Genomic DNA, 14,423 nt, shown 5'->3' on the forward strand with positions numbered 1-14,423 from the left:
CTACTTCTTTCTCGCGACAAACGCGATCCAGTCTTCGTCGCGGAACCGTTCCACGATCGTGAAGTTCGCTGCTTCCAGAGCGTCCGCAACGACTTGCTCTTTATTTTTGTATATGCCGGAGGCGATGTACGTACCGCCCGGCTGCAGAACCCGATATACATCGTCAATAAACAGCAGAATAATCTCGGCCAAAATGTTGGCGACGACCACCTGAACGGGCAGCGTAACGCCGAGCTTGGCACCTTCCTCGCCGTTTGCATCGTTCAACACTTGAAGCAGATCGCTCAAATGAACGGTAATTTGATGTTCCAATCCGTTTAAACGCACATTCTCCCCGGCGCTCGACACCGCCACCGGGTCCAAATCAAGCGCGAGCACCTGCTTCGCCCCCAGCTTCGCGGCTCCGATCGCCAAAATGCCCGAACCGGTGCCGACGTCGATAACCTCTTCGCCGCCTTGAATGACGCTCTCCAATGTGCGCAGGCAAAGCGAAGTCGTCGGATGCGTGCCGGTTCCGAACGCCATGCCGGGATCGAGCTCGATTATTTTCTCGTCTTGGCTCTTAGGCGCGTATTGTTCCCACGTCGGCTTAATGGTTAACGTATCCGATACGCGAATCGGCTTGAAATATTGCTTCCAGGCGTTCGCCCAATCTTCCTCGTTCACAGTGCGAAAACGAATGGTATATTGGCCCGGATCGATGTCGAATTCGCGCAGCTGCTCGATGCGAGGCCGTATTTGCTCCGCGATTTCGTCCATATCGGTTTCCTCGGCGAAGTAACCTTGAATGACTGCTTGTCCTTCCGGAATATCGTTCAGCGGAAACTCGTACCATTGCCCGAGCGATGTATCCCGCTTTTTGTTCAACGTTCCCGATTCTTCAATCGATACGCCGCCCGCACCCGCTTCATGCAAAAAATTGGAGATCATCTCCACCGCTTCCTCGGTCGTATGTATCGTTATTTCATGCCACAACATCGATGTTCCCCCCAAATTGCTTTATCGTTTTATTGTACTATACAATATAATATTTCACAAAAAAACTCCCGTGGTCGGGAGTTAAAATGCGTGTTCCAAAAGTCAGCTTTTCAGCACCGCTTAAAGAAGGGTGCCGCCTTCCAGTTCGATAATTCGCTCCGCCTTGTCACGCATCTCGTCGCTGACGCTCGCCGAGAGTACGATATGGCGCTGCGGAGCGCCGCCGTTGCCGTCGTCCCCGAGCGCGTCTCCCAGTTCGGAAACGGCAGCGAACGGAATCATTCCGCCCAATGCGGATGCGGTCGATCCCGGCATATAGCCCATGCCTCCGAGGGCGGCGGCGGCATAATACCCTTCTTCGTCCGAAAGTCCGGCATCGTCCGCGCGGCCGCCCGTCCGGTTGAACGACACTTGCTCGATTCGCAGCGCCTTCAACTTATTGGCTGCGGCTTCCGCGTCGGCCTCCCGCACGAACGCCGCTTTCAACTGCGCTTCGCTCATGGCTCTCACTCCGCTTCCTGGCGCCGGTCCGCTTCCGCCGCGCGGCGCTGCGCCGTTACATCCGCCTGATCCGCGAGCTCTTGCGCAAACTCGACATCTTCGTTTTTCGCGACCGGCAAACGGTTGTTAGGATTTGCGCGTCTTTTTCCGTTATTGTTGTTCATCGGTCTTCTCCTTAGCTGTTTCATTCTATTGATGGTAAGCCTTGCTTATCCTATAGAATGCTTCAAACAAAAAGATTTTAACCGGAAGGCGAAGATCGCCCGCCATCCGGGGCGATTCCGGCTTGAGCAGGCGATCTTCCGTCGCATTTATTCGACGGCGGGCCGAACTTCGGCGAACGAAGAAAGGGCTTGAGGGTGCTTTGCTTCCGCGTTGTTCCAAAATTTCAGCCTGCCTTCAGAAACGGGGATCTATACTGTATAAAATACAACATTTCGTTTCTTCTCCTGATAAAAATGCTGGCAATGTTGCAGTTTATACAACATTTTGCCTTTAGAGCGGGGCTTGAAGCGATTTCAACCCCGATTATGTTGCATTCTATGCAGCATAGCGCCCCATTCCGCCTTCTCTCCGCCCGAAATGTTGTATTTCTTACAACATGTCTGCGAGCGATTCGGCGGCGGGCAAATCGGCAACGGGCAAGATTGAAACAATCCGGCCCCCTCAGGGAGTGCCGGATTGTCTGCTTAAGCGGACTCCGTAATCGTTTGCGGTACGACGCGCTTCTTCAACCGGAAAGCGACGATGCTAAGCAGGAGCAATATGGCGAATCCTCCTGCCAATAATCCAATCGCGGCGCCCATCGTCAGGCGCTCGATCGTCCAGCCGGTGGCAAGCGGCAGCAGCGCGCCGCCAATCCCGCCGCAAGCGATGAGAATGCTGGTCGTTCGCTCCGTTCTGCCCGGCAGCAGCGCATTGGCGTAGATGAGCGCTATCGCGAAAATGCCCGACATCGTCAAGCCCAACGCCATAATGGCCGCGAACGAGCTCCATCCGTTCGGAGCGAAGCCGAAAGCGATAAAAATGACGAGCGATCCGAGCGTGCTCCAAAGCAAATAATTGGCGTATTGGATCTTCTCGGCGATGAAGCCGGCGAATAAGCGCCCGATCGCCATCGTAATCCAGAAAAACGTGACGCTTAGCGATGCGGCGGCCGGCGTGATGTTAATATGATCGATCAAAACGGCAGGGACGAAGTTGACGATGCTCATCTCGACGCCGACATAGACGAGAAAGAAGCAAGCGAATATAACGAGAAGCGGAAGTTCCCGCCGAACATATGCCGCTGTGCCGGTCTTAGCCGCGGAAACGCGGGCCGATTTGGCGATGTCGCGGTCTACTTTGCCAAGCGGCAATAGCGCCCAGCATAAAGCCATAATCAAAGAAAATACGCCAATTAGGATAAAAGAATACTGCCAGGCCGACCGTAAAATCAACCAACTGGCGATCAGCGGCATAACAAGCGCGCCGACGCCGAACAACACTTCCAGCCTGCTCATGACGACCGCTTTCTTCTCTTCGATATAATCGATGATCAACGCGCCGACAACCGCCTCGATGCCGCCGAACCCGAACCCGGCGACAAATCCGATCGCGTACATCCATTCCCAGGCGGGAAGGAAGCTGTACGCCAGTTCGGCAACGCCTAAGCAAGCGGACAAGACGACTAAACAGCTGCGCTTGCCCCATCTCGAAGATAACCACGGAATCGCCAGCACTCCCACAAGGAAACCGCTGAATTGAGCGAATACGAGTTGTCCGCCGACGCCGTAATTGACGCCGTAACGCCCGACCATCTCGACCAAAACCGATCCGATGACGACATGGGCCAATCCGATTAATAAATACGATAAACATCCCATCCAAATTAGTCTGTTCATTGGCTACGCTCCCGCATTCGATTCGTAATCCCCATATTATAAATCTTTTTACGAGAAAATCAATACAAATCATTCCAATTTGCTGTTTAGGAAAACGCCCGACATATAAAAAATATCCCGCTCCACGATGGCATTGTGGAACGGGACGGATGGCGAATTATTCGCCGCGAAACGCTCTTTTCATCCGGTCAAAAAATGATTGCTGCTGTTCATGCGTATGTTCGCCGTCTAATCCGGCAAACTGGCGGAGCAATTCCTTCTGCTCCTCGCTTAATTTCGTCGGCGTAACGATCACGACTTTGACGTGCTGATCGCCTTGCCCGATGCCGCGCAAGCGCGGAACGCCTTTTCCTTTCAAGCGGAAATAGGTTCCTGTCTGCGTTCCGGCCGGAATCTTCAGCTTCACCTTCTCGGTCAAGGTCGGAATCTCAATCTCGTCGCCGAGCGCCGCCTGCGCGAACGTGAGCGGCACTTCGCAATAGATGTCGTCGCCTTCCCGATCGAAGAAATCATGCGGCTTGACGCGGAAGACAATATATAAATCCCCCGGCGGTCCGCCGCGCAAACCGCTCTCCCCTTCGCCGGACATGCGCAGTTGCGCGCCGTCGTCGACGCCTGCCGGAATTTTGACGTGAATGGTGCGTTGTTTTTTCACTTTGCCCGCGCCGTGACATGTCGTACAACGTTCTTTGATGATTTTGCCCGTTCCGCCGCATGTGGAGCAAGCCCTGCGGTTGACCATCCGGCCGAACGGCGTATTCTGCACCACTTCCTGTTGGCCGGTCCCGCGGCATGTCGAGCAGGTTTCCGGCTTGGTGCCCGGTTTCGCCCCCGTACCGAAGCAAGTGTCGCAGTTTTCCGTACGCGGTATCTTAATGTCCGTTTCCTTGCCGAATACCGCTTCCTTGAACTCGATCGTCATCGTATATTGCAAATCGTTGCCGCGCTGCGGCGCATTCGGATCGCGCCGTCCGCCGCCGCCGAAGAACATGTCGAAGATGTCGCCGAAGCCGCCGAAATCCGCGCCGCCGAAGCCGCCTCCCATTCCCTGGTTCGGATCGATATGGCCGTATTGGTCGTACGTGGCGCGTTTTTGCGTATCGCTCAGCACGTCGTACGCTTCCTTCACTTCTTTAAACTTTTCTTCTGCGTCCGCGGCCTTATTGACGTCCGGGTGATATTGCCGTGCCAACTTGCGGTACGCTTTCTTAATCTCATCTTCGGACGCGTTCTTCCCGACGCCGAGCACTTCGTAGTAGTCCCGCTTGTTTGCCATTAGTCAACCCCCATCTTATGATTACAAAACGAAAGTCAAAGCCAAGTTTGCGCCTGGCTTTGACTATGCCGTTTCAACGTACGTTTGCGTTGCTGAAACTTATTTTTGATCTTTCTGATCGTCAACGACTTCGTAATCGGCGTCGATGACATTGTCCTTGCCTTTGGCTGCGCCGCCGTCTTGCCCCGCGTCTGCCCCGCCTTGCGCTTGCTGCGCCTGAGCCGCTTGCTCGTACAGCTTGACGGACAATTGCTGCACGATTTGCGTCAACTCTTCCGAAGCCGATTTGATCTCATCGATGTTATCCGATTCGACCGCTTTTTTCACTTTGTCCTTCGCGGCGTTCGCTTTGTCGATCTCTCCTTGATCCACTTTGTCTCCGAGATCTTTCAACGTTTTCTCCGTCGTGTAGACGAGTTGGTCCGCGTTATTTTTCGCTTCGACGAGCTCTTTGCGTTTGCGGTCCTCTTCGGCATGCAGCTCGGCGTCTTTCATCATGCGCTCGACTTCTTCGTCGCTTAAGCCGCTGGAGGAAGTGATCGTAATTTTTTGGCTTTTGCCTGTTCCTTTATCGGTTGCCGATACGTTGACGATCCCGTTCGCGTCGATATCGAAAGTAACCTCGATTTGCGGCACGCCGCGCGGTGCGAGCGGAATGTCGCCCAACATGAAGCGTCCGAGCGTTTTATTGCCCGCAGCCATTTCGCGTTCCCCTTGCAATACGTGGATTTCAACGCTAGGCTGATTGTCCGCATAAGTGGAGAAAATTTGCGATTTGCTTGTCGGAATCGTCGTGTTGCGTTCGATCATTTTCGTAAATACGCCGCCGGCCGTTTCAATTCCGAGCGACAGAGGCGTCACGTCGAGCAGAACTACGTCTTTTACATCCCCTGTCAATACGCCGGCCTGAACCGCCGCTCCGAGCGCGACGACTTCGTCCGGGTTCACGCCTTTGTGCGGCTCTTTGCCCGTCAAACGTTTAATCGCTTCTTGTACGGCCGGAATGCGGGTGGAACCGCCGACCAACACGACTTTATCAATATCGTTCGGCGTTAAGCCGGCGTCGGTTAACGCTTGTCTTGTCGGGCCCATTGTCCGTTCGACGAGCGATTCGGTCAATTCCTCGAATTTGGCGCGTGTCAAATTCAATTCCAAGTGTTGCGGAACTCCGTCAACGACGGTAATGAACGGAAGCGAGATCGTCGTCGTCATGACGCCGGACAATTCTTTCTTCGCTTTTTCCGCCGCGTCTTTCAAACGTTGAACCGCAGCTTTGTCTTTGCTTAAGTCGATGCCTTGTTCCTTTTTAAACTCGGCTACCAAATGGTCGATAATCGCTTGGTCGAAATCGTCGCCGCCCAGATGGTTGTCGCCGCTCGTCGCCTTCACTTCAAAGAAGCCGTCGCCAAGCTCCAGAATGGATACGTCGAACGTTCCGCCGCCAAGGTCGAAGACGAGAATCGTTTGATCGTCCGCTTTTTCCATCCCGTATGCCAAAGCGGCCGCCGTCGGTTCGTTCACGATGCGAAGCACATCCAGGCCGGCGATTTTGCCGGCGTCTTTCGTCGCTTGGCGCTGGCTGTCGTTGAAATAAGCCGGAACGGTAATGACCGCTTGCGTGACCGGTTGGCCCAAATACGCTTCGGCATCGCTTTTCAGCTTTTGCAGAATAATCGCGGAAATTTCCTGCGGCGTATAATCTTTGCCGTCGATCGTTTCTTTATGATTCGTGCCCATGTGGCGCTTAATCGAAATGATAGTGCGGTCGGGATTCGTAATCGCCTGGCGTTTCGCCGTTTCCCCGACGATACGCTCGCCGTCCTTCTTGAATCCGACGACCGAAGGAGTCGTCCGGTTGCCTTCCGGATTCGGAATAACGACCGCCTCGCCGCCTTCCATTACCGCAACGCAAGAGTTTGTCGTTCCTAAATCGATACCGATTACTTTACCCATACTACTACCTCCTGAATATATTGTGAGCTATTTCCACATCTCGGTTACCCGCTTACTTTCACCATAGCCGGGCGCAATACTTTATCCTTCAACATATATCCTTTTTGGACTTCTTCGACCACGATGCCTTCTTCATGATCGTCCGATTCCACTTGCATAATCGCCTGATGGAATTCGGGGTTGAAAGGCTGGCCGACCGCGTTCATCGCTTGCAGTCCTTCCTGTTCCAACACTTGAAGGAACTGGCGGAAAATCATGTCCACCCCTTTGGAAAAGGAGGACATTTCGGGATTGTCCTGGCCTGCCTGCAAGGCTCGTTCGAAATTGTCGACAACCGGCAGCAATTGGTCGATCAGTTTCATCGAAGCGTATTTGGCCAATTCTTCTTTTTCCTTCAGCGTACGTTTGCGGAAGTTATCGAAATCGGCTTGCGCTCTCAGCAGCCGTTGATTGTTCTCTTCGGCCAATGCGCGCAACTGTTCCAATTCATTCGTTTGCTCCGTCGGCTGCTCTGCGTTCGCTTCCGTTTCCGTCCGCTCCTCTGCCGGAGATTCTGTATGTGAAGAAGCAACTTCTTGTTGCTGATCATTCGTCTCTTCCATTGTCTCGTCCACCTTCTTATCCATCGTATTCTCTTTCCGATTCACGATTCATTCACCTCCTTGACGCATTTTGATGACATTATGAATGCGCAGCACGGCGGCCGCCACTTCGCCCGCGGCCTGCAGCGCGTGTATTTTCACCAATGCGGGATCGACGATCCCCAGTTCGGCGTAATCGATCAAGCCGCCTGTATCGCAATCGACGCCGATCGAATCGCAATTTTGCTCGAGCTGCGCCGCCCGCGCCTCCTCCACCTTCTCGAGCGGATTAAATCCGGCGTTCAAGACGATTTGCGCCATCGGTTTGCTGAGCGCTTGCGCCACCGCCATCAGTCCGAACGTTTCCATTCCTTTGACCGTATCCCGATGACGCTCGAGCTCGGCGGCGACGGCCAATTCCGTCGTGCCTCCGCCGGGCAGAATGCCCCGCTTCACGGCGGCTTGAACGGCGGAAGCCGCATCGGCGGCGATCCGCGCGCGCTCGCCTACCACTTCGGCGGTGCTGGCGCCGACGATGATCGTCACCGTCTGGCCGTCTATCGCTCCCTCGATCCGCTGCTCGCTCGCCGCCAGCCGAACGCGTTCGAGCCGTTCGTCATAGTGTACGCTGCCCACAGTGCCTAGCATGCGTCCGATTTCTTCTTCCGACTTATGTAAGGCCGTACGGCGCATCGGAACGGCTCCGGTCAGGCGGCATATGCGCGCGATTTCGTCCCGGTTCACCCTTTGCAGGACAATCATTCGATGATCGTGGCAGAACTGCTCGGCATCCGGATGAATGCCCCGTTCAAGCACGATCAGCCCGATATCGAGCGCCCGGAGCCGTTCGAGCTGCGCCTCGAAATGTTGGCGCAATTCCATATATCGCGCCAAGCCCGCTTCCGTCGCCATCAACTCTTCGCCGAACTGCTCCGGCTCGAGCGCGTCGCGCAGCACTAACACGCGCGCGTCCGTTCTAGCCGTTACGGCATGGCGGTGAACCGGCTTGTACCGAAGCAGTATGCCCGGCCATACTTCGTTGTCCGCCTTTTCATGCGCCGATACGGCGTCGGCCAAATGAAATTGCGGGTCCAGCAATTTGTCCTTGCCGAGCCGCTGCGCCGCTTCCATCACCAAATGGACGATGTCCGCTTGTTCGCGCCCGGCGATGTAAGCCGTTTGCCTTAGCAGCGGATCGTCCAAGCTGGTAACGGGACGGGCCCGGCGCTGCAGCGCTTCGATCGCCAGAGCGACGCCGCGCTGCAAACCGGACACGACTTTGGTAGGAGGGACGCCGCGCGTCACCTGGGAGACGCCTTCCTGCACCATGGCGCCCGCGAGCACGGTCGCCGTCGTCGTGCCGTCCCCGACTTCCCGCTGCTGGGAACGTGCGACCTGAATCAACAGTTTGGCAGCGGGGTGAGTCACATCCATCTTATCCAATATCGTGACCCCGTCATTCGTAATGATAATCTCCCCGTTAGTACCGACGAGCATCGCATCCAGCCCCTTCGGGCCGAGCGTGCCTTCAACGGCGGAACATACGGCCCGGATCGCGCCCGCATTGTTAATCAGCGCCGCATAACGCTCGTCGCTATCGAGCGCGTTTGGTTTCCCTTGACTCATACCCGCCGCTCCCCTCTCAACCTTATTTAAACCAGCGTTCCAAAACGATTGTCAAATCTTTCGACAAATAATTGAGGAGGCCGAGCACTTTGCCATACTCCATTCGCGTCGGACCGAGTATGCCGATCGTCCCCATCGTTTTGCCTTCGACGGTATACGTAGCCGTAATCAAACTACAGTTATTAAATGCCTGATGGTTGTTTTCCGTGCCGATTCGAACTTGAATGCCGTCGGGAACCGAGGAAATAATTTTCGTAATTGTCGGCGTTTCTTCCAATAAATCGAGAATCGTCTTCACCTTGTCGACGTCGCGGAATTCCGGCTGATTCAACATATTGGTCGCTCCGCTCAAGAAGACGCGATGATCGCCGCCGCCTTCCAAGGCTTGCTCGACGACGTCGATCAGTTCCTCGTAATGCGACACGTATTTGCGCATTTCCCGCCCGACTTCGTTGATTAATTTCGATTTCAATTTATATAAAGGGACGCCCGTCAGCCTATGATTTAATATGTTGGCGATCTTCTCCAGTTCCGATGCGGAGACGCCCGCAGGCAACGTTAACGTCTTATTCTCCACATGGCCCGTATTCGTCACGATAATCGCTACGGCCGTATGCTCGCTCAGCGGCAGCAATTGAAAATGGCGCAACGAAGTGTCGAACACTTCGGGCCCCAGGACGATCGACGTATATTTAGTCATATTGGACAAAATAGCCGCGGCGTGCTGGATCAATTGTTCCATCGCACTTATCTTTTCCGCAAAAAAAGATTTCATCAGGTTCAAATCTTCTTCATCGATCTCGCCGAATTTCACCAAATGATCCACATAATAGCGGTATCCTCTATGAGAAGGAATTCTGCCCGCAGACGTGTGCGGTTGTTCCAGAAAACCGAGTTCTTCCAGGTCGGACATTTCATTGCGAATCGTCGCAGGGCTGAAACCGACTTCCCCCCGCTTGGAAATGCTTCGGGAGCCTACCGGCTCTGCAGAACGAATGTAGTCGTCCACGATTGCGGTTAAAATCATTCTTTGACGTTCCGTTAGCATGCCTAACCCCTCCCCTGCCCGTTTCGTTCAATTCGTTAGCACTCTTACCCACTGAGTGCTAACCGATAATACAAAAATACCAAACTGACAAGACGATTGTCAAGTCGGTTCAGTATCTTTACAGCGGCTATTTCATAAATCAGGCGATTATCCTTTGACCGCCCCTACCGTAACGCCTTCGAGGAAGTATCTTTGCAGACTGAAGAAGAGCACGAACATCGGCAGAGCGGCGATCGTAGCCCCGGCCATCATCGGCGCGAAATACGTCGAGTTGGCAAAGCGGAAATTTTTTAACCCGACCTGAATCGTCTGCATATCCATCGTATTCGTGACAAGCAGCGGCCAGAAGAAGGTGTTCCAGCTATCCATAAAGGTCAGGATGGCCATCACGGCGAGGACCGTTTTGGACAACGGCAATATAATTTTCAAATAAATTTGAAATTGATTGCAGCCCTCCACTTTGGCGCATTCCAATATTTCCGAAGGGATGGAGCTCATAAATTGCTTGGCCAGAAAAATATTGTACACCGTAACAATGCCGGGAAAAATTAACGCGCCATACGTATTTTGCAGCTCGAAAATATTGACGAATAAAATGTACAAAGGCACTTGCGTCACTTGATACGGGATCATCATGGCGCATAGCAATATCGCAAACAGCAAGCCGCTTCCCCTGAAGCGAATTTTCGAGAAAGCGTACCCCGCCATACTGGCGAAGACGACGTTCGTCACCATAACGCTGGTCGCCACGATGAGGGAGTTAACAAGCCATCTCACCGAATGTTCGCTGTAATCGAAGAAAAATTTATAGGAAGCAAGCGAAATTTTCTCAGGGAAGATTGCATAATTGATTGCTGCCGCCTCAACGGGATCGCCGAACGATGAGATCACCATAAAGTAAATAGGAAAAATAGTCGCTAACGCAAAGAGCAGAAGGATGATAACAATAACGGTGTTTCTAATATATTTAACTGCAGGTCTGCCTACATGATTATGATACAGCGCCATATGCCGTTCTCCCCTTCCTTCCCGATCAATATTCTACATCTTTGCCGAGGAATTTGAATTGAACCAATGAGATTCCGGCGATAATGAGCGCCAACAGCAACGATTGCGCAGCCGCCTTGCCGAATTCGAAATATTTAAACGCGTTGTTGAAAATGAGCAAACCTACCATGGTTGTCGCATTATCGGGCCCGCCGCCCGTCATGAGGAAGGCGTTCTGAAATACTTGGAACGAACCGATGACTCCGGTTACCAACAAAAATAATGTCGTCGGTTTTAGAAAAGGAATAACGATATACCATAGTTTTTGCAAGAAAGAGGCGCCGTCCAGTTCGGCGGCTTCATAATAACTGTTGTCGATCCCCATCAATGCAGCCAAATAAATAATGATGCTTGTGCCGTGACTGGACAGCCATGACATCAGAACAAGCGAAAACATAGCATAGGCGCTTGTGCCGAGCCAGTTTTTGTTCTCCGCGCCGAATACCCCGATGAACTCGTTCAGGATGCCGGCAGGCAGCGGGTCGTAAATCCAAAGCCATACGACGGCCAAGGTAACGCCGGAAGCGACCATAGGCAAGTAATAGATGGCCTTGAACGTCGTTTGCGCCCATTTCTTCAAAGGCAAAACCAGAATCGCCACGCCGAAGGACAGGATCAGGTTGACCGGCACGGTTAAAGCGGTGTAAACGACCGTATTGCCTATCGATTTCCAGAATAAAGAATCTTGAAACGTGTTCGCATAATTCGCCAAACCGGTGAAGGTGGACCCTAACGGATTATATTCCTGAAAACTGATAATGAAAGCGCTGACAACCGGATACGCCGTAAACAACGCATAGACAACCAACGCCACAGCGATAAACGCCCAGGCCCATGCCACGTCTCCTCTATTTTTCCGTTTTCTCGTCGATATCATTGGTTGAATCATACCACCGGTCCCCTTTTTTTATCACTTTTCATGAACATGGATCGGATAGCCGCATCCGATATGCGGCTATCCGATTCGGATCTTAATCTTTGACGATTCCGTCTTCGCCGAACGCTTTGACGGCGGCTTCTTTCACCGCATCATACATCTGTTCGGGCGTAATTTCATTGGCGAGCAGCGCCTGGAATTTCGGAACGATGACTTCATCCTCGATTTTGATCGCCTTCGCGCCCAAATCGGTCGGAATATCCGGACGGGCCGGCGTTGCATTGGCTAGCATAAATTCGACTGCAGCGACATTGTCGGGGTTTCTATTCGTTTCCATGCTTGCGGCAGCTTCTTTGGCGCTCTTCGTAATATGAGCCGCGAAGATATCGTTATTCGTGAGGGCGGCAATTTTGCCGCTAGCCAGGAAATAAGCCGCTTTGACAACATTCGCCTTATGTTCCGGCGTCGGTTCCTTCTTGCCGCGGAAAGTGACGTATCCGTCAACGACCGTGCTTGCTTGCAGCTTCTGTCCCGCGAACGTAGGAACAGGCAGAACAATATATTCTACTTCGATACTGTCTTTCACCGCGCTGCCGTCGTTGGCCTTAATCTTTTCGTTGTTTTTATTGGCCAAGTTTTCGAAGGTGGCGAGTCCTTTGCCCGTAATCATCGTCTGGCCTGTCAGGAACATGTTCCAGCGTTTGCCGGCGTCGATGGAGCTTAGTTCTTTCGGCATCGAACCGTCGTCGATCATTTCCCGGATCGCTTTCAATAATACCAAATAGTTTTTGCTGGTGTAAGCGAATTTCAAGTTTTCATCGAATGCGGCCGGCATTCCGGCGTTTTTCGCTAAGATGCTCAAATAATCTTTCGCCGTGGCGGCGCCGGCCGTAGCAAATACGAATCCGTAACGGCTCGTTTTATTGCCGTCCTTGACGACTCCTTTTTTGATCGCCTCGCGGAATTCTTCATAAGTCCAGCCGTTTTTCTGCACCGTTTTGTAGTCGATTCCCGCATCTTCCATAAACTTTTTGTTTCCGCCGATCGCATGAACTTCCATATAAGCCGGGAAGCCGTAAATGCCGTCCCCGTTTCTCATATAATCTAACGGAGCTTTGTCGAAATCTTCAAACATTTCCGGCGTCGCCGCATCGGAAATATCCATCAGCATGCCTTGCTGAACGTATTTGGCAATCGCCGCGGACGAAATAAAGGCAAGATCCGGCGGATTGCCCGCATTGACTTGCGTATCGAGCTTCTGCGTCATATCGTCCCAGCTGGCAGGCTCCAATTTCAAGGTCAAGTTAGGATATAGTTTGTTAAATTCCTTTTGAATTTCTTCGAACCGGTCCTGGAATTCAAGTGTTACCGGCGGCAGCAGCGCGGTAATCGTATCTTTCTCTTCCGTTTTCGGCGTCTCGCCGGAATTCGAATTATCCGGTTCCGTCGCGGCGGCCGGCGGATTTTCATTGCCTTGCGTCGTGGTGGAGCCGCCGCCTCCGCCGGATGAACATGCCGCCATCGTCCCAAGCAGCATCATGAGAGCCATAATAAATGCGAAAACACGTATTTTTCTTTTCATCGAAATAACCCTCTCTTCAAAATATCTATTTATATAAAAAATCATGACTGCCTAAAGCACTTTCATGCAAGAACGAATCGCCGCTTTCAATTTCCCGTCATGCTGCCCCAGCGCTCGTTCCGCACTCTCCGCATCCAACCCGGTTTTCATCATCATTATGGCAAGCTTGCAGTTCATGGAAGCCTTTTCAAGAAAATGAATCGCCGTTTCCGAATCCGCTCCGGTAGCAGCTTTGATGATGCGGATCGAGCGGTCGTACAATTTGTTATTGCTCGCTTTCAAATCTACCATGAGGTTATTATATGTTTTTCCCAATTTCACCATCGTGCAAGTCGTAAGCATGTTGAGGACCAATTTTTGCGCCGTGCCTGCCTTCAGTCTCGTAGACCCCGCAATGACCTCCGGTCCGACGACGGGCGCAATGCAAATTTTGCAGACACCCTCCAATTTTGAATTTTTATTATTGGTAACACCTATCGTTTCGGCCCCGATCTCGGCGGCCTTCTGCAAACCGGCAATAACGAAATTCGCGCTTCCGCTGGCGGATATTCCGATCACAGCGTCCCGATTCGTCACGCCGCAGCGTTCAATGAGCGCTATCCCCTCCTCTTTATTGTCTTCGAAACCCTCGACAGCCAATCGCAGCGCCACATCGCCTCCGGCTATATGCCCTTGCACCATGCTAGGGTCAACGCCGAACGTCGGCGGACATTCGGATGCGTCGAGCACACCTATTCTGCCTGAAGTCCCAGCGCCTATGTAGAACATTCTGCCGCCGTTTTTAAGTACTTGATGCAGAATATCAACCGCTTTCATAATTTGCGGAATTTCTGCAGCTACTGCGGCTGGAACCTTAGCATCTTCCTGGTTGAGGAGTCGGAGCATTTCCTCTGTCGTACACTCGTCTATCATCTGAGTACTCTGGTTAATCTTCTCCGTTGTCAGTCCAGCGAAATATTCATTCATACCTATTCTCCTACCCTCAATGTTGCATGAGTTGATCAATCTCTCGATAAAGATGTTTGAGTTAATATTAATGGAAGCACTATCATTTCGTCAATACAATTTGAA

At 52.5% G+C, this 14,423-nt stretch carries 13 protein-coding genes; all 13 read right to left on the reverse strand.

Annotated elements, in window-relative coordinates; all coding sequences use genetic code 11:
* The gene (prmA, locus tag LQ229_RS10475) at positions 1-978 is read right to left on the reverse strand and encodes a 50S ribosomal protein L11 methyltransferase (RefSeq protein WP_230191669.1); all 978 of its coding nucleotides are present in this window, start codon (positions 976-978) and stop codon (positions 1-3) included.
* A gap of 120 nt (positions 979-1,098) precedes the next feature.
* On the reverse strand, positions 1,099-1,479 hold the full coding sequence (locus LQ229_RS10480; RefSeq protein ID WP_216536187.1) for a hypothetical protein: 381 nt from the start codon (positions 1,477-1,479) through the stop codon (positions 1,099-1,101).
* A gap of 5 nt (positions 1,480-1,484) precedes the next feature.
* A complete protein-coding gene (locus LQ229_RS10485) occupies positions 1,485-1,643 on the reverse strand; it encodes a YfhD family protein (RefSeq protein ID WP_216536186.1) in 159 nt (52 codons plus the stop codon).
* A 525-nt stretch (positions 1,644-2,168) separates the two neighbouring features.
* On the reverse strand, positions 2,169-3,362 hold the full coding sequence (locus tag LQ229_RS10490; protein ID WP_216536185.1) for an MFS transporter: 1,194 nt from the start codon (positions 3,360-3,362) through the stop codon (positions 2,169-2,171).
* Between the two features lie 157 nt (positions 3,363-3,519).
* Entirely contained in the window at positions 3,520-4,638 is a 1,119-nt protein-coding gene (gene dnaJ, locus LQ229_RS10495; RefSeq protein ID WP_216536184.1) for a molecular chaperone DnaJ, read from the reverse strand.
* Between the two features lie 99 nt (positions 4,639-4,737).
* A complete protein-coding gene (dnaK, locus tag LQ229_RS10500) occupies positions 4,738-6,591 on the reverse strand; it encodes a molecular chaperone DnaK (protein WP_216536183.1) in 1,854 nt (617 codons plus the stop codon).
* Positions 6,592-6,635: 44 nt separating this feature from the next.
* Positions 6,636-7,217 (reverse strand): nucleotide exchange factor GrpE, encoded by a 582-nt coding sequence (gene grpE / locus LQ229_RS10505; RefSeq protein ID WP_216536354.1) that lies wholly within the window; start codon positions 7,215-7,217, stop codon positions 6,636-6,638.
* 24 nt (positions 7,218-7,241) lie between these two features.
* Complete coding sequence (locus LQ229_RS10510) at positions 7,242-8,798, reverse strand: TCP-1/cpn60 chaperonin family protein (protein WP_230191670.1); 1,557 nt, start codon at positions 8,796-8,798, stop codon at positions 7,242-7,244.
* A 22-nt stretch (positions 8,799-8,820) separates the two neighbouring features.
* Positions 8,821-9,846 carry a heat-inducible transcriptional repressor HrcA gene (hrcA, locus tag LQ229_RS10515; protein ID WP_216536181.1) on the reverse strand — a complete coding sequence of 342 codons (1,026 nt, stop codon included), beginning with the start codon at positions 9,844-9,846 and terminating at the stop codon, positions 8,821-8,823.
* 147 nt (positions 9,847-9,993) lie between these two features.
* Positions 9,994-10,854: a carbohydrate ABC transporter permease gene (locus LQ229_RS10520; RefSeq protein ID WP_230191671.1), complete on the reverse strand. Its 861-nt coding sequence runs from the start codon at positions 10,852-10,854 to the stop codon at positions 9,994-9,996.
* Between the two features lie 25 nt (positions 10,855-10,879).
* Positions 10,880-11,782, reverse strand: a complete 903-nt coding sequence (locus tag LQ229_RS10525) for a sugar ABC transporter permease (RefSeq protein WP_216536179.1) — start codon at positions 11,780-11,782, stop codon at positions 10,880-10,882.
* A gap of 82 nt (positions 11,783-11,864) precedes the next feature.
* Complete coding sequence (locus tag LQ229_RS10530; protein ID WP_230191672.1) at positions 11,865-13,352, reverse strand: extracellular solute-binding protein; 1,488 nt, start codon at positions 13,350-13,352, stop codon at positions 11,865-11,867.
* Positions 13,353-13,403: 51 nt separating this feature from the next.
* Positions 13,404-14,318 (reverse strand): N-acetylmuramic acid 6-phosphate etherase, encoded by a 915-nt coding sequence (murQ, locus tag LQ229_RS10535; RefSeq protein WP_216536177.1) that lies wholly within the window; start codon positions 14,316-14,318, stop codon positions 13,404-13,406.
* Positions 14,319-14,423 lie beyond the last annotated feature (105 nt).

This window comes from Paenibacillus sp. CECT 9249, assembly GCF_918697855.1.
GTDB lineage: Bacteria > Bacillota > Bacilli > Paenibacillales > Paenibacillaceae > MSJ-34.